General features: G+C 40.4%; 17 protein-coding genes. 12 read left to right on the forward strand and 5 right to left on the reverse strand.

What is annotated here, in order from left to right; all coding sequences use genetic code 11:
• Window positions 1-35: 35 nt before the first annotated feature.
• A complete protein-coding gene (locus tag KO02_RS12635) occupies window positions 36-731 on the reverse strand; it encodes an IclR family transcriptional regulator (RefSeq protein WP_038698818.1) in 696 nt (231 codons plus the stop codon).
• Between the two features lie 111 nt (window positions 732-842).
• Between KO02_RS12635 and KO02_RS12640 the strand changes: the two genes are divergently transcribed.
• The 4 genes from KO02_RS12640 (at window position 843) to KO02_RS12655 (ending at window position 4,298) form a co-directional block, all read left to right on the forward strand.
• The gene (locus tag KO02_RS12640) at window positions 843-1,565 is read left to right on the forward strand and encodes a 3-ketoacyl-ACP reductase (RefSeq protein ID WP_038698820.1); all 723 of its coding nucleotides are present in this window, start codon (window positions 843-845) and stop codon (window positions 1,563-1,565) included.
• A 234-nt stretch (window positions 1,566-1,799) separates the two neighbouring features.
• Window positions 1,800-2,657, forward strand: coding sequence for a helix-turn-helix domain-containing protein (locus KO02_RS12645; protein ID WP_051959909.1), 858 nt, complete (start codon window positions 1,800-1,802; stop codon window positions 2,655-2,657).
• Between the two features lie 196 nt (window positions 2,658-2,853).
• Window positions 2,854-3,582 (forward strand): siderophore-interacting protein, encoded by a 729-nt coding sequence (locus tag KO02_RS12650; protein WP_038698822.1) that lies wholly within the window; start codon window positions 2,854-2,856, stop codon window positions 3,580-3,582.
• Between the two features lie 194 nt (window positions 3,583-3,776).
• Window positions 3,777-4,298: a YceI family protein gene (locus tag KO02_RS12655; RefSeq protein ID WP_038698824.1), complete on the forward strand. Its 522-nt coding sequence runs from the start codon at window positions 3,777-3,779 to the stop codon at window positions 4,296-4,298.
• Between the two features lie 97 nt (window positions 4,299-4,395).
• On the opposite strand, the gene KO02_RS12660 is transcribed toward KO02_RS12655, so the two are convergent.
• Entirely contained in the window at window positions 4,396-6,522 is a 2,127-nt protein-coding gene (locus KO02_RS12660; protein ID WP_038698826.1) for a catalase, read from the reverse strand.
• Window positions 6,523-6,864: 342 nt separating this feature from the next.
• On the opposite strand from KO02_RS12660, the gene KO02_RS12665 reads away from it, so the two are divergent.
• The 4 genes from KO02_RS12665 to KO02_RS12680 all read left to right on the forward strand — a co-directional run bounded on the left by KO02_RS12665 (window position 6,865) and on the right by KO02_RS12680 (window position 10,663).
• Entirely contained in the window at window positions 6,865-7,539 is a 675-nt protein-coding gene (locus KO02_RS12665) for a response regulator transcription factor (RefSeq protein WP_038698828.1), read from the forward strand.
• Window positions 7,536-8,819, forward strand: a complete 1,284-nt coding sequence (locus KO02_RS12670; RefSeq protein ID WP_038698830.1) for a sensor histidine kinase — start codon at window positions 7,536-7,538, stop codon at window positions 8,817-8,819. The genes KO02_RS12665 and KO02_RS12670 overlap by 4 nt, the downstream gene beginning before the upstream one ends.
• A 209-nt stretch (window positions 8,820-9,028) precedes the next feature.
• Complete coding sequence (locus KO02_RS12675) at window positions 9,029-9,775, forward strand: membrane protein (RefSeq protein ID WP_038698832.1); 747 nt, start codon at window positions 9,029-9,031, stop codon at window positions 9,773-9,775.
• A gap of 93 nt (window positions 9,776-9,868) precedes the next feature.
• Window positions 9,869-10,663, forward strand: coding sequence for a phosphatase PAP2 family protein (locus KO02_RS12680; RefSeq protein WP_038702633.1), 795 nt, complete (start codon window positions 9,869-9,871; stop codon window positions 10,661-10,663).
• Between the two features lie 81 nt (window positions 10,664-10,744).
• Here KO02_RS12680 and KO02_RS12685 read toward each other — a convergent pair whose 3' ends face one another.
• Window positions 10,745-13,639 carry a triple tyrosine motif-containing protein gene (locus KO02_RS12685; RefSeq protein ID WP_038698834.1) on the reverse strand — a complete coding sequence of 965 codons (2,895 nt, stop codon included), beginning with the start codon at window positions 13,637-13,639 and terminating at the stop codon, window positions 10,745-10,747.
• Between the two features lie 174 nt (window positions 13,640-13,813).
• Here KO02_RS12685 and KO02_RS12690 point away from each other — a divergent pair, with 174 nt between their 5' ends.
• Genes KO02_RS12690 through KO02_RS23990 form a run of 3 tightly spaced genes read left to right on the forward strand, consistent with a single transcriptional unit; the run spans window position 13,814 to window position 20,510 of the window.
• Window positions 13,814-16,867 carry a SusC/RagA family TonB-linked outer membrane protein gene (locus KO02_RS12690; RefSeq protein WP_038698836.1) on the forward strand — a complete coding sequence of 1,018 codons (3,054 nt, stop codon included), beginning with the start codon at window positions 13,814-13,816 and terminating at the stop codon, window positions 16,865-16,867.
• A gap of 25 nt (window positions 16,868-16,892) precedes the next feature.
• Window positions 16,893-18,443 carry a RagB/SusD family nutrient uptake outer membrane protein gene (locus KO02_RS12695; protein ID WP_038698838.1) on the forward strand — a complete coding sequence of 517 codons (1,551 nt, stop codon included), beginning with the start codon at window positions 16,893-16,895 and terminating at the stop codon, window positions 18,441-18,443.
• A 12-nt stretch (window positions 18,444-18,455) separates the two neighbouring features.
• Window positions 18,456-20,510 carry a glycoside hydrolase family 16 protein gene (locus tag KO02_RS23990; RefSeq protein WP_051959912.1) on the forward strand — a complete coding sequence of 685 codons (2,055 nt, stop codon included), beginning with the start codon at window positions 18,456-18,458 and terminating at the stop codon, window positions 20,508-20,510.
• 278 nt (window positions 20,511-20,788) lie between these two features.
• Here the strand turns inward: KO02_RS23990 and KO02_RS12705 are convergent, their stop codons facing one another.
• Window positions 20,789-21,703: an AEC family transporter gene (locus KO02_RS12705; protein ID WP_038698840.1), complete on the reverse strand. Its 915-nt coding sequence runs from the start codon at window positions 21,701-21,703 to the stop codon at window positions 20,789-20,791.
• A 200-nt stretch (window positions 21,704-21,903) separates the two neighbouring features.
• Here KO02_RS12705 and KO02_RS12710 point away from each other — a divergent pair, with 200 nt between their 5' ends.
• Window positions 21,904-22,749, forward strand: a complete 846-nt coding sequence (locus KO02_RS12710) for an AraC family transcriptional regulator (protein WP_038698842.1) — start codon at window positions 21,904-21,906, stop codon at window positions 22,747-22,749.
• A gap of 24 nt (window positions 22,750-22,773) precedes the next feature.
• Here the strand turns inward: KO02_RS12710 and KO02_RS12715 are convergent, their stop codons facing one another.
• Window positions 22,774-23,784 (reverse strand): metallophosphoesterase family protein, encoded by a 1,011-nt coding sequence (locus tag KO02_RS12715; protein ID WP_051959913.1) that lies wholly within the window; start codon window positions 23,782-23,784, stop codon window positions 22,774-22,776.
• Window positions 23,785-23,881 lie beyond the last annotated feature (97 nt).

A 23,881-nucleotide genomic window follows, 5' to 3' on the forward strand; every position in this document is an offset into this window, starting at 1 on the left:
CTATTTAATCAACAAATTCATGTAAAGCACGCTACTTACGGCTGCACAAATTGCTTAACAATAGCTACTGCCTTCATCATTTCTTCTTCTTTAAACCGAAAAGCCGGACCAGAAACACCGATAACAGCTACGATTCTTTTATTTTCAAACACGGGAACAGCGATACAATTCAGCTCTTTTTCTAGACGTTCATAATCCTCTGCATAACCATTTTGAACAACCTTATCTAGCTTTTCAGCTAGTTGTTTTGACTCTTCCTCATTCAATGAACGCATAATAGAATCCCTTAAATGCTCAGAATAAGCCATAAATACATTGCCAATGGCAGAATTCAGGAGGACAAATTCTTTACCCAGTTCCAAACTGATTCGAACTCTTCGCTCAGGATCACATTTAAATTCATGACGTATGTAAGTCCCCATTTGAATGGACAAGTACGATGTTTCTTGCGTAAGCGCCGTTATCTGTTGTAGGATAGGTCTATAATATTGTTTCAACACATGTATGGATGCCTTAGGTGGTATCAACATGTACATCTTATCGGTGAGTTGGTATCGTGGTGTTAATTCATCCTGTTCGACATAGCCCAATTCAAGCAGTGACTTGATCAAATTATGGGCAGTCGATTTTTCTACCTGTAAATAATCCGCGACATCTTGCAACCTGACCATATTGCCGTTTTGCGCAATATAAAGGAGAATCTCCATTGTCCTTTTTACCGACTGTACCATAAGTTCATTAATATTGAACAAATATACATTAAACCCGAAACTTCTTGCTCATCCACCCAAATATGTTCAATTTTGAGTAATCATTAGTAGAAAACATAAAAAAAATATACCATGCAATCATTAAAAGGCAAAACAGCCATCATAACCGGAGCAGGAAAAGGACTTGGCAAAGCTATAGCTTTAGCGCTAGCGGTTGAAGGTGTCAATTTAGGATTGATCAGCAGAACAGCAGCAGATCTTGAGCAGTTAACCACAGCATTAAAACAAGTAAATCCAGATATCACAGTTTCCTATGTAGCAGCTAATGTAGGAAGTTATTCAGAAGTGAAGGAAGCAGTAGCAACTATTTCAGCATCCTTGAAAACAGTAGATATCTTAATCAATAGTGCAGGAATACTTAAAATGGGTGGCCTATTAGAATTACCTATTGAGGAATGGGAACAGGTCTTTCAAATTAATGTGTTAGGTACCTATTATATGCTTCATGAAGTTTTACCATTAATCACACAACAAGGAAAAGGTGATATCATCAATATTGCATCAACAGCTGCTGCAAAAGGTGCTGCGAAAATGAGTGCATACGGTGCATCAAAAGCTGCTGTCGTCAACCTGACAGAATCTTTAATGCAGGAAGTTAGAAAATCCAACATTAGAGTAACCACGGTCAACCCAAGTACGATCGCTACGGATATGACTTTAACTGCTGGATTTACCGATGGAAATGAAGAAAAAGTACTTCAACCAGAAGACTTAGCCTATTTGGTGGTCAACAATTTAAAATTACCGCAACGTGCCTTTGTAAAAGAACTTGCACTTTGGTCTACAAATCCATAATCCATCAACCCAAGCATCCAAAAAAAGCCACTTTACGCTTATGTACAGTGGCTTTTTTAGATTTAGACGCATACAATATCTTAATCAACCCGCGATTAGAGAAAGTAAAAACCTGCTAATTGACCCACCACAGAAGATAAACCACGATTTGTCCTGTAACTACCCCGATTCCCTATCATGAATCCAAAACATTTTCCTTTCCTTTGTAGTAGACTTACAAATCGCTAACCGGTAATGAAGAAAACAAGCCATATACCGATTCACAGCCTTGAACAGCGCGGAAAATCCAGTTTTGGAATCAGTAAAATAGAAAAGGGAAGAACAACTTTCAACACCTACCCACCGGAAGTTGAACATCGTGATGACTATTATGTATTTCTTTATCAGGAATCTGGAAACAGCAAAATAACAGTAGATTTTCAGGACATTACTTTATCGGGAAACACCGTTTTCTGTATACAACCCGGACAGGTTCATTTTGGTGCTATCGGACAGGATACATCCGGCTGGGCGATTTCAGTAGATCCAGAATGGGTGCCTGCAGAATTTCGTCTTTTCCTAATGGAAACCCATATTGCCGCTCGTCCCGTCCAGGCAGACGATCAGGAACTGATATTCCGAAATGCGCTTCATTTACTGCTGGATCTTGAAAAACAGCGCGCGCTATATCCAGAACAAGTACTCAAATCAATGGTCGATGTATGCTTACACCTATTTATACCGTTTTTTAAGCAATCTTCGGGCGAAGATGTCAAACAAAACCTACGTCCAGAATTGATTACCCGGCAATTCAGAAGCTTATTGTTGACCAATTTCAGAATTCTAAAAAGCCCATCAGCCTATGCAACATCGCTAAATATAACACCGGCCTATCTCAATGAGGTCGTAAAAGATACAACAGGATACCCTGTAAGTTATTGGATCCATCAAGAGATCATTCTTGAAGCTAAAAGATCCTTATTTTACACCACTAATTCAGTCAAAGAAATTGCCTTTTCATTGGGGTATTCAGACCCAGCCTATTTTATTCGCCTATTTAAAAAAACAGTGGGCATCTCTCCATTACAGTTCCGCAACAAATACCCTAAATAGTCCTACCCTTACCTTCCTTCCGTCATTGTTTATACTGCAATCTTCAAGTTTCTTTGTAGCAGCAAAAAGATATAAAAATGGAAGCACTATTGAAGACCAAAAGTACACGCAGCAATACCCGAAAAAATGAATTGCTCCAAGCCCAAATCGACCGATTGAAAGCAACCCCTCAAATTTAAACAGAAATAAGAAAGATATGCCTCATATACCCAAATGGATGGCCGACGCGATCGAAAATCTATTGCCCTCCAAATTTTTTGATACCCTGGTCGTAAACACAACATATGTCAATCCAGAGATCTTAAAAATAACATTCTCTGCCGACCTTCTTCCTATCGCATTCCAACCCGGTTGGGCTATCGTATTGCGAACAGGTGTCAATGATTTGCGCCATTACACGATATCCGCATTCGATCAAGAAACCGGGCTTTTTGACATCGTTTTCCATATGCATGGAAATGGACCATCAAGCACTTTCGTATCCCAGCTTACCGTTGGCGAAAAACTGAAAATGGCCATTCCCACTGGCCGCAAAATGTTTGTTCCGGAAAGCGACCATCATTTCTTTTTTGGAGATGAAACAAGCCTTAGTTTTATCTTAATCATGATAGCCGAAATATCGAAAAGAGGAGGCACTTATCAAGGAGTGGTAGAACTACGAGAACAAAACAGAACGGTAGCAGAGCAGCTCCATCTGACGGCAAAAACCGTACTACGCACAGCGGACAGTCCCGGAATGCATGCCATCAGTTATTTAAAAGAATTAGCGAGTAGATCCGATTTTCCACTTGAAAAATACGTGTTCTATCTCACCGGCAACGTATCCTCAGTCCAAGCATTTCGAAAAGAATTAAAAAAAATCGGCGTGCATTCAAAAAATATCAAGTTCCAAGGCTATTGGGTCGAAGGCAGTATTGGCTTGTAAAAATAATTGAACGAATGTGCAAAATAAATTAAAACCAATATTGCAAACCATTGTTTAACTATTGTCACTATGAAATAACTAAAGTACGATATTGATCTAGGTCAATAATTATTACTTCGCAATACATTAATTTTGTAGTATATTATAAAACAAGAATATATCAATATTTATAAACATATAAAAACATTAAAATTATGACAAATTGGAGTTTAGACAAAGCGCACAGTGAGATTGAGTTTAAAGTAAAACACATGATGATTACTAACGTAAAAGGTCAATTTCAAGATTTCGACCTGACAGTAGTTAGTGAGTCCAACGATTTAGAAAACGCCAAGATAGACTTGACTATACAGACCGCATCCATCACTACCAAAAACGAGCAACGCGATGAGCATTTGAAAAGTGCCGATTTTTTCGATGTAGCGACAAACCCAACCATTACTTTCCATGCAACAAGCAGCAAAAAAGATGGTGATGATATTAAATTGACCGGAGACTTAACAATCAAAGGCATCACCAAATCCATTACCGTAGACGTTGAGTTCGGTGGTGTTGCAAAAGATCCTTGGGGAAATGAAAAAGTGGGTTATACCGCTACAGGTAAGATCAACCGCCAAGATTTCGGATTGACGTGGAATGCAGCCCTAGAAACAGGTGGATTGATGGTAAGCGATGAAGTAAAATTCCAAGCGGATTTCCAATTCATCTTAAGTTAGTAACCTAAGTAGTAATAGCGCATAATAGTAGGTCATGTCTCCATTGGAGACATGACCTTTTTTTATTGCACAATGTATTACCGTGAATACGTTTTAACTAAGCAGGTACTTTTCTTGCTTTCTCTCTATCCCACACACGATGACCCTTCATCGCTTTAATAAAATCTGCTGTCAGGTTATTGCCCGATTCGAGCACCACACCAGCATCTTTCTCATGCCTAGCAATATACGATCCTGCAATCAGTTTTTCTGCTCCTTTTGCAAATGCCAATGCCTTACAATGTCTAAACCCTTCATTGATAAAGTGGATATAATCCGGCTCATCTTCCAATTTCGCAATCGAATCACCATCCGGCGTATAGAACGCATCGTAGCACACCGAAGCCTCCGTTAGGTAGGTATGTTGGATTTCCGCCTCACCACCTTCCTTAAACGTCACTTTACCTGTATGTGTCGAGATCAGCACCGCCTCGGCACCCTCTGCCTCCAGCGCTTTTTTCATCACATCCACCGATGCTTTGCTGACACCATCTGCAACTAGAAAAGCAACTTTCCGTGTCGCGATCGTACCTTCTCCCGGAGCCGTAGCCATACTCAGAGCTGCCGATTTTTCAACCTCTGGTTTAGGAGCTTGAATCGGATATTCAGGGTGATTTTGACGCGCAAACTGTAAGGTCAACTCATCCAGTTGCTCCGGAGGAGTCAATCCCAGATTGGCACCTACCCTTTTAGCAAGCTCTTTATCGATCTGATTCAAGATGGCCAGTTCTCTTTTGCGAATATCAACCGAATTCACTTTAGACAGCTCAAAACTGTAGCCATTGATGATATGTTCTTTCTCTGGTGTGGACTGCGAATTAAAAAACAAGCGGGCTTGCGTAAAGTGATCTGCAAACGATGAAGACCTGCGTCTTACTTTATGACCATCAACCTTCTCCTCATGACTTTTAAAACCAGTCTCCCCTTTTAGCATCGCTTGATATGGACAACCACCACCCAAGCTATTTGGGAAATAGCTGACATTCCCTTTCAGGATATCCTGCCTTCCAAAACCATCTTTTTGATTGTTATGCTTACCGTTTACTGGTCTATTGATCGGAAGTTCATGAAAATTAGGACCTCCCAAACGGTAATTTTGCGTATCCGCATACGAGAATATACGTCCTTGCAATAACGGATCATTGGTCAGGTCTATACCCGGTACCAAGCGTCCGGGATCAAAGGCTACTTGCTCTGTTTCAGCAAAGAAATTTTCAGGGTTGCGGTTCAGCGTCATCGTTCCTATGATTGTCACCGGGATCAACTCTTCCGGGATGATCTTCGTGGCGTCCAATAGATCAAATGAATATTTCTGTTCATCCTCTTCAGGCACAAGTTGAACCCCCAAATCCCATTGCGGGAAATTACCTTTATCAATATTCTCCCAAAGATCACGACGTAAGAAATCCGAGTCAAAACCCGATAATTTTTGCGCTTCATTCCATGCTACCGAGTGTACACCCAATTTAGGTTTCCAATGAAACTTTACAAAGGTACCTTTACCCTGAGCATTCACAAATTTGAACGTATGGACTCCAAAACCTTCCATCATCCTAAAAGAACGTGGAATAGCACGATCCGACATCGCCCACATCAACATATGCGCAGACTCAGGCATCAAGGATATAAAATCCCAAAACGTATCATGAGCCGATGCCGCTTGAGGCATCTCGTTATTCGGCTCAGGTTTAACAGCATGGACCAGATCCGGGAAATTCATCGAATCCTGAATAAAGAACACCGGAATATTGTTACCAACCAGGTCATAATTACCTTCTTCGGTGTAGAACTTCACAGAAAAACCCCTAACGTCACGCGCCAGATCAGTCGATCCTTTAAAGCCCGCTACGGTAGAGAATCGAATAAATAATGGTGTTACGGTACCTTTTTGTAAAAAAGCAGCACTTGTGTATTTTGAAACATCAGCAGTCGCTTCAAAAACACCATGAGCACCAGAACCCCTAGCATGTACGACACGTTCCGGAATGCGTTCCCGATCAAAGTGAGCCAGCTTATCCTGAAAAATAAAATCTTCTATAAGAGCAGGTCCACGCTCACCTGCTTTGAGCATATTGTTGTTATCATTGATCGGAATTCCATCATTCGTCGTCATTACCCGATTGGCATTGTCGACCGTATGATCCTGGATCTGTTGCACTTTTTTGTTTTCTTGTTGCTTTGCCATGTTTATATTAGTTTATGGATAACATTAGGATATGTCAGCATATAACGCATCACCGACATTAAATAATAAACAACGTTAAATGAAATTTGTTTCCTTGATCAATATTCGCATAGCAATACGCAAATAGTCCCATTCAATGCGCACATTTTGCTATCTTTTCAAAATATATCTGAAGCTTTCTGGCTTTTGCAAACTCATATCGGGTTCTTTTCCAAGTCCTCCCTGATTATAAGAAGATTTTATTTGCATTTACCAATTATTTTAAACTTTCTTCAGCGTAGCATGAATTCAAAATTTATTCAAAATTGAATTGTAAATTTGTAAGACGAAAGAACCGATAACATGAAGATCCTGATCATAGAAGACGAAAAAGAGCTTGCCAAAAGTATTGTGGAATATCTTTCCGAAGAAAGTTATTTATGTGAAGTAGCAGCGACCTTTACAGAAGCAATGAACAAAATAGATGTGTTCAATTATGACTGTATATTATTGGATATAACACTACCCGATGGAAACGGATTGAAAATTTTGGAGAAACTGAAGGAAGAAAATAAACAGGATGGTGTTATCATTATTTCGGCCAAGAATTCTTTAGATGATAAGATAAAAGGGTTACAAATAGGAGCCGATGATTATCTTACGAAACCGTTTCACTTATCAGAGCTGACAGTCCGTATCTATTCTATTATTCGTAGAAAGCAGTTTAACAACTCGAACATTGTAAAACAGGAAGCATTAGAAATTGACCTTTTGGCAAAAACCGTTGCTGTGAACAGCGAACCTGTTGCGCTTACAAAAAAAGAATTTAATTTGCTCCTTTACTTCATTGGGAATAAAAACCGGGTACTTTCTAAAAGCAATTTAGCAGAGCACCTTTCGGGAGATTTTGCGGATATGCTCGACAATCACGATTTTGTATATGCACACGTTAAGAACCTGAAAAAAAAATTAAATGATGCAGGTTGCGAACCATATTTAAAAACCGTTTACGGTACAGGTTACAAATGGGAAGGATGAAAAACTTATTACAAAAGTCGCTGAAACAGCTTACCATCTTTGCATCTATTGTTTTTGCATTGAGTATTCCGTCATACTTCCTATTAGTGGACTGGATATGGCTGAGAGAATTAGACGAAAACAATGAACTTATTGCCCAAAGAATAGAAAACGAATTTAATGAGCAGCAGATCAGCGATGAAAAATTAGCTGAAAACATTGCCTTCTGGAACGAAATACAACCAGTAAGTAGAATTGACTATTCCCAACAACCATTACCAAAGGATAGCTTATATACGATCACCCGACAAAATCCGTATTCAAAACATGAAGTTATTGACCGCTTTCGTGGTTTAAAGACCAGTATTAAAATTAATAATCAGCATTATGTATTGGTTGTCGAAACCAACGTTGAGGAAACCGAAGAAACCGTGGCTTATATTGCAATGGTTACGCTGTTGTTTTTCCTAATTTTAGTCGTTGGTTTCTGGATATTGAACAGGCGACTTTCTAAAAAATTGTGGCAACCCTTTCAGGATACTTTGCAGAAATTAAAATCATTTCAATTAAACAGTCACAAAGAAATTAATTTTGGTGAAACCGATACCATAGAGTTTGCCGAATTGAATGCTACACTTGACAAGCTGCTCCAACATAATATTGCGACCTATCGAAATCAAAAAGAATTTACAGAAAATGCCTCTCACGAATTACAAACACCATTGGCTATTCTGAAAAACAAGGTCGATCTTCTGCTACAAAGTAATGACCTGACCGAAAGACAATACCATATCGCAGAAGAAATGAACAAAGCGCTAATAAGGAGTTCACGAATAAATAAAAACCTTTTATTGCTTGCCAAAATTGAAAACAGCCAATTTGATAGTTCTGAGCTCGTTAGGTTCGATACTTTGCTACATCAAAGTATGGATGGGCTGCAAGAACATTTTAAAGAGAAAAAAATAAACATCACGACCAATATTGATGCTGACGTTGCAGTAAAAGGCAATGGGGATTTGACCGAAGTTCTGATCAATAACCTTTTGATTAATGCCATCCGCCATACCTCGCCGGGAGGTTCCGTAAAAGTAAGTCTATCAAAATCAGATTTCGAAATTAGCAACTCAGGAGAACAGGCACTCAATCCAGACTTATTGTTCAAAAGATTTTCAAGGATGTCTACCGACAATAGCGGAAGTGGATTGGGCTTATCAATCGTTCAGGAAATATGCAGGCTTCACAACTGGCAAGTGACCTATAGCTTTGAAAATGGACAGCACATTTTCTTCGTACATATCTAAGGATAATACACTTCAGGGTATCGGAAGAAGAACAATCACTTTCAGAAGTGAACTACCGAAACAAAAAACGGATTCTACAACCATTCCCTATTATCAGACAGCAAGCTGAACAATTTGAGAATGGTAAGAAGAAAGAATAACCATAATATGTCCTAAAACTAATTCTAAATTTCTTCTAAATTGAGCAATAGCTTTATTTTAAAAAGAAGATGAAGCAATTAAATAAAGTGGCTTCCATTACGCTCTTGTTCTGGCTAATGAAAGTGGTGGCTACAACCTTAGGAGAAACATTAGGGGATTTCATATCTATGACCCTCCATTACGGCTATGCTGTTGGCTTAGTTATTACCTTATTTTTTTTCATTGGCGCCCTTCTGATACAGATTAATGCCAAAGAATATAAACCTGTAAAATATTGGTTTGTTATAATTAGCACGACTACTTTAGGTACAGAGATCTCCGATTTTATTGACAGGACCCTTCACATGGGATACCTATTGGGGAGCATACTATTAGCAACCTGTCTAGCAGCCTGCTTATTGATTTGGTTTAGAAAATATCATAATCTGGAGGTCTATCCAATTATTGAAAGGAACAAAGAATTGCTATTCTGGACAGCCGTTTTATTTTCCAATAGTTTGGGAACTGCATTCGGCGATTTTTTAAGTGACAACTTAGGACTAAGCTATCTACACGGGGCATTGGTAACAGGCATTATTATCCTATTAGTGGTGCTATTACATTATTTCACCAAACTTAATCAAATCCTATTATTCTGGATTGCCTTCATATTTACAAGACCCTTTGGTGCAACATTCGGTGATTTTCTTACAAAACCATTAATGAAAGGGGGACTGGAACTGGGTACACTAAATGCGTCCCTAGTTTCCTTTTTTTTAATGGCTGTAATGATCATCATAAACCATAAAAAAACAGTACTAAATCAGCTGAAGTAAATAGCACCATGCTAAATTTCTTCCAAATCACTCTGGAACTTTATAGCTCACAATCAAAAAATGAAAAAGATGCAGACTTGTATACTGAATAAAATGTCATCAATAAACAAAAATATTATCATTATTTTAATTCTTGTGTTGTTCAATACCTGTCGTGTTACTGCACAGGATACAATCCGAAATTCAACTGTTACTTTTCAGGACAGTATCATTACTAAGGTTAACGACAAAACATATAAATTGAACTATAAACAGTTAATTGCACCATCGGTGCTTATCGGGTACGGAATAGTGAACTTGGAAAGTGATGGATTGAAGCAACTCAACTTTTCCACCAGAGATGAGATAAACGAACATCAGCCCAACCATATCCGGTTAGACAATTACACCCAATATGCACCAGCTTTAATGGTATATGGTTTGAACGCAGCAGGAATAAAAGGAAAGCACAATTTTAGAGACAGAACCATTATTTATGCCACATCACAATTAATTGCTGCCGCATTTGTTGTTCCATTAAAACATATTACAAAAGAAGAAAGACCAGACGGTTCAAATAACCTTTCTTTTCCATCGGGGCATACTGCCACCGCATTTTCTTCTGCACAATTTATGTTCAGGGAGTACAAGGACACTAATTTTTGGCTCAGTATTTCCGGTTATTCATTTGCTGCTTTTACCGGAGTTTACCGAACGTTGAATGATAAACATTGGGTGGGTGATGTAGTGGCAGGTGCAGGTTTTGGTGTTTTATCAACAGAGTTGGCCTATTGGCTGTACCCCAAAATCAATAGCATGCTAATAGGCAAAGAAAAAAAAGCGACAACGATGATTATGCCGTTTTATCAAAATAAAAGCTTCGGTATTGCATTGTCGCAAAGATTTTAAAATCAGCTCACTAATGAAACTCCCGACATAAAAGGGATAGCAAAAGTACTTAAAACAAACGGACAGACACCTCGCCATTTATCATATTTCATTCAAGAAATCACTTAAAGATTGATCTTTCCCAACAGGCAATTTTTTACGTAGCCTATAACGGTGTATCTCAACTCCCCTAACCGTAATATTTTGCAATTGTGCAATCTGCTTGGTGGTAAAATTCAATTTCAAATAAGCACAGACCTTTAAATCATTGCGTGATAATCCGGCATGATTTGATTTCAGCTTATTCAAGAACCCATCATTAAGTTCATCAAAATGCGAGGCGAACTGATTCCAATTGGCACTATTTTTCTCGACATCTTTCAATAAATTATTGACCCGTTTTAATTCAGAAGCCTCTTCGTCATTCACCCCTATTTTTGCCAATTCATCACGGACTTTAACGAGCGTTCCCGAATTTTCCAGTAGTTGCATACTTGTACTCGCCAATTCTTTGGTTTTGACCAATACCTCCTGTTCCAGCTTCTCATTATTCAGTTTCACGATCTCCTTTTCACTCTTTTCGATTTCCAACTGATGGATATAGCGGAGCTGTGCCATTTTCTTTTCATATTGGAGCTGTTGCTTTTTCCAGACCTGTTTTTGTATCCTAAAAAAAATAGAAATCCCAATGGCACCCAAAATAAGGTAGACCAGTTTTGCCCAAATAGTCAAATACCAAGGTGGTAAAATAGTGAAAGCGTAAGAGGATACCGTAGAAATCTGGTTTAAGTTATTGCGGACTTTAACCTGAAACCGATAGTCTCCACTTGGGAGATTCGTATATGATTTTTCAGAAATATTTGCCCATGTAGACCAGCTCTCATCATACCCTACCAATTGATAGCTGAACTCCACATGTTCATGAATACCAAAACTTGGCGAAGAAAAAGCAAACTGAAAAGAATTGAATTTAGAAGCTAACTCAGGCACATCAGCAGCATCTTGTTCATAAACACCTGTTGGACTCTTGGTAAAATACCCTTCAAAAATAGTGCTATCCAAGGTCGATTTTGCCGTTACCTGAGATAACAAGACAAGCGGTTTCCGAGCCTCCTTGATATACTTTTCATAGTTGATGTGTATGATTCCCTTTTCGGCACCGATGTAGACGTTGTTTTTATCAAAAGTATTGATATGATCAAATCCCGAAGTATTCATGCCTTCAATCTCTGAAAATTTAATCAGCTGATAGGTCCTCGCTTTAGGGTCAAATTGAGCAACCCCTACGTATTTGTTCGTACAAAACCAGATATTCCCATCCTTATCTTCCTTGAGATAACGGATCGTGAGCCCCTCAAATACTTTAAAATCAACTGACGGCACAAACTCATCCTTGCTATAATCGTAGGTATACAGTCCCTTTTCTGTCGCAAAGATCACTTGATCTTTGATCTTGAATACAAAATTTTGATAGTCCGAGGGTAAACCATTTTTTTTAGTCAACAGATCTGCTTGATAGGCATGTCGGTCTGCCGCCAATCGCATGCGATAGATACCGCGATACGGATGTGAAGCCCAAATTGTTTTTTTCTCATCCAATTCTAAAAAACGATACGAATCAACAAACCCACGTAACTGACCATCGGACTGAAAGCTCCCGTTTTGATAATTCAACAACTCTAAGCCCTGATAAGTCCCCACCAAAGCCTGCTCTACCGGATACACCGAGCTTAAAGGCAATACGTTCCAAGTACCCGTCCTATTCGACAACGGCAGTAAGGCTTGATCCTGTATCTGAAACAGTCCTTTATTATGTCCAAGCAATAAGCTTCCATTCAATTCTTGCAGCATCCACGCCTCTCCTCCATCGCTTTTTGGGAAAAGCGAAAAAGAACTCAATGATCGGCTTTGGTCGCTCAGCCCTTTGGTAATGGGCGCCACATACATCCCATTTGAAGATGCCAAATAAAGTTTGTGATCAAAGATCAAAGACGATAATCCGGTTACATCATTTTCCAGATTTGGCCGCAGGTACCGGACAGCAGAACCATACGAAATCACCGAAATACCATTGTCACTAGCTACCCATATATTTTTCTGTCGATCGACAAATACCGCAGAAATATTCTTGTTCACCAACCCCTCCTTAATCCCGATACGCTGAATAGTCTTGGCATTCCGATCACGGATATGACAGCCATCTTTTGCATTGCCGACCACAAAAGTAGAATCGTCTATAAGCGCCGAAGATGGCGTATAACTATCTTCCCAACGCTCCTTATTCAATTGAATTAGCATCCTGTCTTTCAGCAGATAGTTTTGATTATTTAAAGTCGATACCACGATACGATCCTTACCGAGTGGTATCATGGCCGATATTTTCATATCCGCATAGGGTAACGCGGCGAGCATGGGAGACCAATGATTGTTCCGGTAGACCAATAAACCATTTTTTTTATCTTGCGCAAATAACGAATCACCGACCTTACCCATAAAATACCATTCTGCGGCAGCCGGATGTACCGTTATTTTTTGGCCTTTAAGTTCAAAGATTACATTCGTCGCTCTAAAAAAAACAGACTGTCCAAAAGACAAGGTATTCCAGATATCTGCAAAATTACGATACGCCTCAGGGATCAAGGCTTTAAGTGATGTATACGTCAACCCACCCTGTTCCGAAGGCTCAAAATAACCGAAATCCCCCTGCCCCCCTACATATATGCGATCATGATCATCGATCCATAGCGAGCGGATGATCGTATGGTTGGGCAATGCATATGATTTCCAATACCGACCATTAAAAGTAATCAGCCCTTCACTGTTACCAAAATACATAATGCCCCTGCTATCTTGCTTCATATCCCAGGTACGGCTTCCACCCCGATATACGGTTTTATTATAGTTGTTGACCAACGGTAATCCAAGTAGATGTTGTCCACATACTGCATGCGGCATTATAAAAAATACGAACAAATAAAGGATGATGAGATACTTCATATATGCTGTCTATAATTGGGTTGACGTAAACTTGACGTAGCCCAAATATAGCGAATTTAGGAACATTAACGCATGATGAAGTAGTAATGAAGTAGTGTTTAAATTTAACTTATGCCTATCTAAATCTAAATTTGAGGTAATTATAAACATTCTAAATTCTTTAATTCATCACGTATGAAAAACAAGGTCAGCATCATTGCAAGTGTTGCTCTTCTGTCTTGTCTTACCACTACGGTAAGTGCACAGAACAGAACGATTACAGGTAAAGTCACGAATGAACTGGGGATTCCGCTAGTGGCAAGTATTACCTTATCAGGCGGTTCCACAACTGGAACCAGTAGCAACGAGAATGGCGAGTTCACCCTCTCTATTCCCCAAAATTCAAATTATTTGATTGTTTCCTCATTGGGCTATGAATCAAAAACCGTAACCCTAACCGGCAATTCCGTGAACATCCAATTAAAGGCCAATGCCGACTTTAACCTGGATGAAGTCGTAGTAGTAGGCTATGGTACACAACGAAAAGGCGATCTTACAGCCCCGATTGCTACGGTCAATATGCAAGATATGGCCAAACGTACGGTTTCCAATCCCATGGATGCCCTCCAAGGTGCCGTTACAGGTGTACAGATCGTGAGCTCAGGAGCACCTGGGTCAACACCGTCAGTACGCGTTCGTGGAGTTGGTTCGTTTAATAATGAAAGTCCGCTGTATGTGGTCGATGGGATGTTCATGGATAATATTGATTTCCTTAACCCCAACGATATTGCAGACATCTCGATCTTAAAAGATGCATCTGGTGCAGCCATATATGGGGTTCGTGCGGCCAATGGGGTCATCCTCGTGACCACAAAAAAAGGAAGTCTGAATATGAAATCACAAGTCACCTACAATGGATTTGTGGGCTTCCAAACACCAACCAACGTTTTAAAAATGGCAAATGCGCAACAGTATGCCAACTATGCTACAGCAACCGGAAATGGCGCTTTTGTGAAAAATTCAGTTGAAAAATATGGTGGCACGGAGACCAACCCTGCCATGGATACCGATTGGTTCGAAGAGCTGTTGCGCTCAAAAGCACTCATCACCAACCACAATGTGGACGTCATGGGTGGAAGTGAAAAAATAACCTATGCTTTTGGTCTCAACTACGTCAAACAAGAAGGCATCATGGATGCTAAAAACAACAACCAAAAGTTTAACATGCGCATGCAGGCAGACGCCAAGGTCACAGATTGGCTGAAAGTTGGATTTATAGCACATTTAAATAATTTCAAATCCTATCACCCCAATAATGCCGCTTTCCGTCAGGCCTATTTTGCAACTCCTTTATACCCGGTCTACGACCCTTCACTCGAGCTTGCTAAACCTGAAAAATTCGGATCCAGTACCGCCATCGGTATGCAATCCGGATTTTGGTACAACAATCCGGTTGCCACAGCTTTCTACAACAACAATCAAACAAAAGGATTTCAGATACTACCGAGTTTTTACGTAGAAGCAGAACTTTGGAAAGACAAGATCACATTCAAATCACAGCTCAGCCAACGCTATCAATCGACACATAACATCGGTTATAACCCCATTTATTATATTGATAACGACCAGCGAAACGACCGTTCTTTTCTACGGTCTGCACAAGCACGTAACAACAACTACATCTTAGACAATTTATTGACGTATAAAGACGAAGCGGGCAAACACCACTGGTCGGTCCTATTGGGGCAATCGACCCGGGAAGAACGTTGGCGTGAAACCTGGGTACAGGCCAATGATGTACCCGAATCGGAAGAGTTTTGGTATGTAGGTGTTGGCGCTCAGGGAATAGGGTCTGCCACAGGATATGGTGAAAATGGCTCTCGCAATGCCGGAATATCCTATTTTTCTAGAGGGACGTATGACTACGATAACAAGTATTTATTGACCGCCACTTTCCGTGCCGATGGAAGTTCCAAATACCAAACCAAATGGGGTTATTTCCCATCAGTGGGCTTAGGATGGGTGCTGACGAAAGAAAAGTTTATGGAAAACCAGAAACTTTTCAATCAATTGAAAATACGCGGAAGCTGGGGTAAATTGGGTAATGACGGGATCCAACCCAATGCCGGATATGCAACCGTCTATTCCGGAAATAATTTCTCGGGCATATTTGGTAGCGAAGGCAGCACAAACGGCACCCGGATACCTGGATACCGCGTGGGCAGGTTCTTTTCACAAGTGCGCTGGGAGGTCGTTGAAGAATGGGATGGCGGTTTAGATTTTGCGCTATTGAACAATCGCCTGAGTGGTACCGTAGATTATTACCACAGAACGACCCATGATCTGGCATTCAGCAGACCCATTCCATTTTCTTGGGATCGCGTATACGGAAACTGGGGCAGTGTAGCCAACAGTGGATGGGAAATCGGGCTGCAATGGAAAGATAAAGTCGGTGCATTTGGCTACTCCCTAGCCGGAAATGTGACGACATTGAAAAACACAGTCAAAAACCTAGGTGGATTGGAAAACATCATGAACGGTTACCCGGAATGGGCAGCAGAGTTTCCTGCAAGAATCGAAATCAACGAGCCCATCAACTATTTTTATGGTTATGAAGTAGCCGGTGTCTATCAAAATCAAGCACAGATCGATGCCGACCCAATTTCGAGCGCCTACAATAAACAAAATCCAAACTCCCCTATCTTACCGGGTTATCTCCAATATAAAGATCAGAACAACAATGGTGAATTGGATGAAAACGACCGTATCAATCTTGGGAACTACCTTCCAAAGATCACCTATGGTTTCAACGTTGCATTCGATTACAAAAAATTTGACATGAGTATCGCCTTCCAAGGTGTAAGTGGCAATAAGATCCATAACCTCAACAGAGCTATGCGCAGAAAATACAGCCAGATGAATGTCGATGCCGATTTTGTTGATAAACTATGGACAGGAGAAGGTTCGAGCAATACACATCCATCGGCAGCAGGATCGGTCGCATCGTGGAATCTACAGGCAAGTTCATTCTTTGTAGAAAGTGGTGCTTACCTCCGCGTGCAAAACATTCAATTGGGTTATAGTTTTGACTTCCCGAAAATGCCTACCCGCATATTCGTAACGGCAGATAGACCATTTATGTTTACCAAATACAGCGGTTTCACACCCGAAATATCGGGAATGGGATTTGATGCCAATGTGTATCCTATTGCATCGACGTACAGTCTAGGAGTCAAAGTTTCATTTTAATTTTTAATCCTTTCATTTTAATCTTATGAACACCTTTAAATATATCCTCATAGCCAGTTGTATAGCAGTTCCGCTATCCATGACGAGCTGTAAAAAGTTTTTAGACAAGCCCCTAGAAAACCAGCAGCGTTCGGAAGAAATCGACTACAGCAATCCGGCCCTCATGTATAGTCCTGTTTCTGGCGTATACCGCTCAGCAGCCGATGACAATCTGGTGCATTGGATCGATCTTTCCATACGTTGCATGCGCGATGATGACTACCTGCAGGGTGCTCCAAGCCCCAACGATAATCCAGAATTAACGGCCATCAAAAATTTCCAGAACGATGTCACCGTCCAGTCTTACTGGGGGCTCAATCAATCGTGGATCAGTTACTACAGTCTGGTCATCGCGGCCAACAATGCTTTGATTGAACTGGAAAATTTTGCTGCAAAAATACCCACCAGCAACAGCAAAGACCTCGCCTTAAACAAACAATACAAAGCCGAGGTTCGGTTTCTGCGCGCCTACGCCCATCTGATGGCTTCTCGCCTCTTTGGAAACGTGCCTATTTTGATCGATAGTGAAAACATCGGAAGACTGGCGACCATCGAAAAGAGCACAGCTGCCGAAGTAAGGGAATTTATCATTGCCGAAATGAACGATTGTATTGAAGCGCTGGAAGATGCCCGCCCGAATCAATCCATCCATATCGGTGCCGTCACCAAGTATACCGCGCTGCTATTAAAAGCCAAAGCAGCTTCAGACCTTGCCGGCAATGATAACAGCAGTCCGCATTGGGAAGAAGTGTTAGATGCGACCAATAAAATCATTGCGAGCAATAAATTCTCCTTATATCCAAACCTGTACGAGCTCTTCAAGCTACCCGGAAAATTAGCAAACGAATCCCTATTTGAATTGCAATATTCCGACTTTGGCCTCAGCACAGGCGATATTGTACGTCCCGGAGTAGACTGGGGAACATTCTTTAGGTGGCAAGGTCCTTCTGGCGATCAAAAAGGAAGTGCCATTTCTGGTGCAGGATGGGTACCCCCATCGCAAGATATTGTCGATTTTCTGACGAATCGCGGGGACCTTGAACGCTTGAAAAACACCATTCAGTATTGCGGGATAAACGGTGATCCTGCCACATCTGTCACTACCCCTAGTGGTGACGTGGTCTATGGCAATCCCTTTGGTATCAAATATTTCAACGGAAAAGCCTATCTTCCAAAAGCACAAATGACCGAAGGCCGTTTGGAATATGGTGCAAACAATAATGTGCGAATACTCCGGTACGCAGATGTGCTGCTGCTCAATGCGGAGGCAAAAGTAAGAAAAGGACAGAATGGAGATGAACCGTTCCGATTAATACGAGAAAGAGCTAAATTAGCACCGATTGCGAATGTAAACTTAAACCAGATCCTCGACGAACGTAGAGCAGAATTTGCTTGTGAATGGTGGGGCGAGCGCTTCAATGACCTGGTCCGTACTGGCAAAGCAAAAGAGGTATTTGGTCCTAAATTTATTCCGGGCATGAGCGAATCTTTGCCGATACCGCAAACGCAAATAGATGCTAACCCTAATTTCAGATAAATCATGACGTATATGAAACACATCACGATATGGGCAATCCTGCTTTTCAACCTGCAACTGACAATAGCGCAGGAAAACAAACCGGTCAAAACTGAAATTGTTAAAGAAAATGGTGGTTATACCCTAAAACGGGATGGTAAGCCCTATTTCATCAAAGGAGCAGGTGGCACCAATTATATGGATCGTCTCAAAGCGTATGGAGGTAACTCCATACGCACTTGGAGTCCAAAAGATGCCGGCAAAATATTGGATGATGCCCATCGAATGGGACTGACCGTTACCTTAGGATTGGATGTGCGCGCAGAAAGGCATGGGTTTGACTACAACGATCCCGAATCGGTCGCCAAACAATTGGAAGGAATACGAAAAACGGTGCTTCAATACCGCAACCACCCCGCACTTTTAGCCTGGGGCATCGGCAATGAGCTCAACCTGCATTATAGCAACCCAAAAGTATGGGATGCTGTCAATGCTATTGCTGCCATGATCCACGAACTGGACCCCAATCACCTGGTCACCACGATGCTGGCCGGTGTAAACAAAAAGGAATTTGACTATATCCAAGAAAAATGCCCCGCTATCGACCTGATCGCAGTTCAGGTATATGGAGGCCTAGCATCCGTACCCGAGCAGATTAAAAGTGTGGGTTGGACCAAACCCTATATCGTTACCGAGTGGGGACCTACAGGCCATTGGGAAGTGACACAAACACCTTGGAATGCTTCTCTAGAGGAAAATAGCAGTGAAAAAGCAGCCGTATACAAAAGCCGCTACGAAGCATCCATCGGTAAAGACAATCATTGCTTAGGATCTTATGTCTTTCTATGGGGACAGAAACAAGAACGTACCCCTACCTGGTATGGATTATTCACCGAAGCAGGTGAAGAAAATGAAGTGGTGGATGTGATGGAATTCCTGTGGTCAAAAAAATGGCCTACAAACCGTTCTCCGCATTTAGAATCCTTGCTATTGGATGGAAAAAAGGCTACTGATTTTGTCTATGTCGAACCCGGAAAAAGCTATCCCATTGAAGTGTTTGTGAAAGATCCAGAAGGCGACAAACTCACCACACGTTGGGAGCTCTTGCACGAGAGCACCGATCTGAAAGAAGGCGGTGACCGCGAAGAAAGACCTCAAGCAATCCCTGGACTTATTACAGATGAAAGCCAACAAAGCACACAATTCAAAGCACCAACCGAAGAAGGTGCCTATCGCCTTTTCGTCTATGTTTCGGATGGGCATAACAACGTGGCTACAGCCAATATCCCTTTTTACGTAACGGCCAACAAAACGAATGCCCCCCTATCATCAGACCTAAAAAATGCATACCGTTTTTCGAGCGACCCCATTTGGGCCGATGAATTTAATTACAAGGGCTTGCCCGACACAAGCAAATGGTCGTATGATGTAGGTTCAAAATATGATGGCTGGGGCAATAATGAAGACCAGTATTATGTCGCCTCTTCTCTAAAAAATTCGATTGTCGGTAATGGCGTGTTAAAGATCAAAGCTTTAAAAGAAAATAAAGGCGGCAAACCCTACACCTCTGCCCGATTGGTCAGTAAGCATAAAGGAGACTTTTTATACGGCAGGTTTGAAGCTCGGGCCAAGCTACCGAAAGGTCGCGGCAATTGGCCTGCTATCTGGATGTTGCCGACAGCATCAAAATATGGCGATTGGCCCAACTCCGGTGAAATAGATATACTGGAACACGTGGGTTATGACCAAGATGTGCTGCATATTTCTACGCATACCAAGGCCTACAACCATAACATCAATACCCAAAAAACGGCAACGAAAAAGGTAGCAGGTGTATCCGATGCCTTTCACCTGTATCGTGTGGATTGGACTCCAGAATATATCAAGGGATTTATCGATGATCAGGAAATATTTTCTGTTGAAAACGAACATAAAACTTTTGCGGAATGGCCATTTGATCAAAAATTCCATTGGTTGCTCAATTTAGCCATCGGCGGAAATTGGGGCGGTAAACACGGGGTTGATGAAAAAATATTCCCGAATGTTTTTGAAATCGACTATGTACGCGTATATGAATTGATGCCCTAACTCATTCGCGATACCACACTCATATTGAATAGGTAATACATGCCCACTTAATCTAAAAAAACCTTTTCAGCTAAACACTGAAAAGGTTTTTTAGATTATAAAAATAAATGTAAATCGTCAGCACAATTTAGGCACAATTACATAAAAAATAAAAGCGTGTTATCCTAAAAAAGCTTTAACTTTAATCATCATCAGAATACCTAAATAAACAATACCAGAAAACTTCATCATAGATATACGTCGTAGTACAAATGCTTCATAAAGGTCGGCGTGTGCCCTTAAATCACCAGATAATCCATGATAACATTCCAAAATGCAGTTGTAATAAACCCCACCAAAATGCTGATACCGATAATCAAGTTGGTCAATCTAGCATTGAGTTTAAACTGTTCTGCAATAATACTGGAGGTTATCAATGTTGGCATTGCTGCTTCAAAAATACTGATTCGCGCGATATCACCTTTTATCCCGATGAGCACGGCGACAAGCAAAACTAAAAGAGGTGCGATCATCAATTTATATAACATAGTCATCGAAAGTTGAGCGATTTCCTGTTTCCATCCTTTAAATTTGAGTTGTAAACCTACCGAGAACAATGCCAATGGACCTACTGTTCCTGCCATTTTAGAGAAAAATGGTTCCGCTACACTAAGATCCATGAAACTGGAAAGGATAAGTGCACCGGCACATCCAATAAAAGGAGGGAAAGTAAACAGCCGTTTGACCAACATAGAAGCCTTAATACCAGCAGTGTCGGCACGATTTCCTTTAATCGCAGCAATGATACCAATAGTAGATAAAAGAACAAACATCACCTGATCACAAATAATGGCTATACTCAAATCTTGCTCTCCAAAATAGGCTATAATCAATGGAAAACCAATAAAAGAGGTATTACTATATGCACTAGACAATTCCAATGTACTTCGGGTACGCTGTCCGTATTTTTTATATCGGCAATAAAGTTCCATAAATATCCAACTTCCTGCCCATACGATTATAGGGGAAATTGCAGGAAATAACATCTGATTACTCCATTCAATATGAGGGATATATTTAAAAGATACCGCAGGTAGTGCAAGATACAGGATCCAAGTATTTATTCCCTTGTGTGCATCTTGAGGAATTAGTTTTGCATAACGGAAGATCATACCCGTAGCTATACAAAAAGCTATCATGACAAAATTGTCCATGTTCATTGTTGTTTATACAGGCAAAATTACCCTGATACACAATTTTCCCACATGTATAATAACAACATTAATATGTATATTTACGTCATAAAAAGATATAACTGAGCTTATAACGACTATTGGAGTCTACTCGTGAATAGCCAGATTAACATATAAGCATCAAAAGGTTTCGCATAAAAACAATAATTCATCGCTAGCATATGACCAAACTGAAGCAATTTGACGCGTTGCAATTACTGGATTTTGAGGAGTCGGATTTTCATCTAACGGTCCATGGGCAAAACTATTATGAGCTCGTATACATCTATAAAGGTTCGGGTATCCATGAGATTAATCACAATAGCTTTCCATATACATCAGGAGATCTTTTTGTGATATCACCACAAGACGAACATAATTTTAAGATAGGAAAACGGACTAGAGTTATCGCCATCAAATTTACAGATGATTATTTCAGTAGTAAAAATCACTGGAAGTTATTGGATTATATGACGAATGATCCAGTGGGTATAATGAACAATAAGATTCTAAAAGAAATAAAATTGAATTTCGCTCCAGATATCCGAAAAATTTTGCGGCAGACCATAGATAACATGCTACTGTACAACAGCACGCAACAAATAGCATCTTCACCGATTATTTTTCATCAGATTCTTTCCATCTTCGGCATGATCAAGGAATCGATGAGAGGTATATCTTTAATCGGAAAAGACCAATTCCCCGCGAAAGAGCACTTGATTTCCTATATCCATCAACACATCTATCAGCCTAATCAACTAAAAATTAAATATATCGCATCACATTTCAATATTGCGACGACTTATTTTAGCAACTACTTTAAGCGAAACTTTGAAATGGGTTATCGCGAATATATCAATGAATACAGAGTGATATTGATTGAAAAAAGATTGGAGTCAGGACAATTTACCTTTAGACAGATTGCTAACGAATTTGGATTCAACGATGAAAGCCATTTCTCTCATTTTTATAAGAACACCAGAGGCATTAGTCCTTCATCTTATCGAAAAAATCCCTTAAAACAATAAGGATATAAAAAACATGAATCAGGGCTACTTCGCCAGATCGATTCTATGCACACTTCCATTAAACCCCGAAACCTGTGTAGGTAAATCTTGAAGTTTAACTTCAAGCTTATCATCAGCTCTTATTGCGCTTAATTTCACCGCATTCTTATTTCTTATCTTCTTCGGGATTTCAATAAAACCATAAGCTTTGTACGGATCCGTATTGTGCCCCAATAAAGCACGAGGGCCTCCACCCAGGCAACCGCTGTGATATAAGATCACCGATTCTTTTTGAGCAGGGTAATACACATGTTGATGACCAGATAAATAAAGATCCACTTCATTTTCTTTCAGAAACTGCAAGGTCTCATCAGCATGCTCCAGTACTTCACCTGGTTTATTTTTAGATTCAACAAGCGCATATAAAGGCAGGTGACCCAATACGATTTTAAATCTAGCCTCTTTAGCCAGAGGGCTATCCAACTGTTCTTTCATCCAACTTTTCACTTGCTCCGGAATTTGAGATGATGAAGCATCCCAAGAGATAATAAAAACATTATTTTTCAAATAAGAATAGTAATAAGGAAAATGACTGCTTTCGATGAACGTAAGATTGACATCAGCTTTATGATTGAGCCAAAATGAAGCCGAAACCTCGCGATCCAGCACAAAACTGGGCGAGGCATCATGATTGCCCATGGTAAATCCAAATGGCACTCCTGAAGCCTTTATCGGTTGCAATATAGCCTGATCAAATCCCTTCCACATCGCCTGAATAGCCTCTCTTGTTAAAGTTCTTTTTTGTCCTGCGACCATATCACCCCCACACAATATAAGATCTGGCTTTAATGTCGATATACTTCCCACTACATCCAACACTTCTTTGCTGTAAGTCGTAGATCCATAGCTATCATTTAAATCCGATATCACTAAGATCTTGAGACTTTTATTTTTCCGCTCTTTGTTGATATCCTTGTCAGAAACCTGAGAAAATACAGGATGAATAAAAAGGATCAGCGTAAAAAAATAGAGCAAAGCAAATAAGTAAGATTTCATATCGGATGTTTGAAGTACAGGTTTCAAATGTAAAACTATAATTTTATAATCCAGTTAAAAACCGGGATAAAAGGTCATGCGTGTTTTGACCCTATTA

Source organism: Sphingobacterium sp. ML3W (assembly GCF_000747525.1).
In the GTDB taxonomy this organism is placed as follows: Bacteria; Bacteroidota; Bacteroidia; order Sphingobacteriales; family Sphingobacteriaceae; genus Sphingobacterium.

Bases quoted from the DNA above. Each gene is read 5' to 3' on its own strand.
- KO02_RS12650 (WP_038698822.1), top strand. From the start codon at position 2,854: ATGCCTCATATACCCAAATGGATGGCCGACGCGATCGAAAATCTATTG.
- KO02_RS12695 (WP_038698838.1), top strand. From the start codon at position 16,893: ATGAACACCTTTAAATATATCCTCATAGCCAGTTGTATAGCAGTTCCG.
- KO02_RS12715 (WP_051959913.1), bottom strand. From the start codon at position 23,784: ATGAAATCTTACTTATTTGCTTTGCTCTATTTTTTTACGCTGATCCTT.
- KO02_RS12665 (WP_038698828.1), top strand. From the start codon at position 6,865: ATGAAGATCCTGATCATAGAAGACGAAAAAGAGCTTGCCAAAAGTATT.
- KO02_RS12710 (WP_038698842.1), top strand. From the start codon at position 21,904: ATGACCAAACTGAAGCAATTTGACGCGTTGCAATTACTGGATTTTGAG.
- KO02_RS23990 (WP_051959912.1), top strand. From the start codon at position 18,456: ATGAAACACATCACGATATGGGCAATCCTGCTTTTCAACCTGCAACTG.
- KO02_RS12660 (WP_038698826.1), bottom strand. From the start codon at position 6,522: ATGGCAAAGCAACAAGAAAACAAAAAAGTGCAACAGATCCAGGATCAT.
- KO02_RS12645 (WP_051959909.1), top strand. From the start codon at position 1,800: ATGAAGAAAACAAGCCATATACCGATTCACAGCCTTGAACAGCGCGGA.
- KO02_RS12670 (WP_038698830.1), top strand. From the start codon at position 7,536: ATGAAAAACTTATTACAAAAGTCGCTGAAACAGCTTACCATCTTTGCA.
- KO02_RS12640 (WP_038698820.1), top strand. From the start codon at position 843: ATGCAATCATTAAAAGGCAAAACAGCCATCATAACCGGAGCAGGAAAA.
- KO02_RS12675 (WP_038698832.1), top strand. From the start codon at position 9,029: ATGAAGCAATTAAATAAAGTGGCTTCCATTACGCTCTTGTTCTGGCTA.
- KO02_RS12680 (WP_038702633.1), top strand. From the start codon at position 9,869: ATGTCATCAATAAACAAAAATATTATCATTATTTTAATTCTTGTGTTG.
- KO02_RS12635 (WP_038698818.1), bottom strand. From the start codon at position 731: ATGGTACAGTCGGTAAAAAGGACAATGGAGATTCTCCTTTATATTGCG.
- KO02_RS12705 (WP_038698840.1), bottom strand. From the start codon at position 21,703: ATGGACAATTTTGTCATGATAGCTTTTTGTATAGCTACGGGTATGATC.
- KO02_RS12655 (WP_038698824.1), top strand. From the start codon at position 3,777: ATGACAAATTGGAGTTTAGACAAAGCGCACAGTGAGATTGAGTTTAAA.
- KO02_RS12690 (WP_038698836.1), top strand. From the start codon at position 13,814: ATGAAAAACAAGGTCAGCATCATTGCAAGTGTTGCTCTTCTGTCTTGT.
- KO02_RS12685 (WP_038698834.1), bottom strand. From the start codon at position 13,639: ATGAAGTATCTCATCATCCTTTATTTGTTCGTATTTTTTATAATGCCG.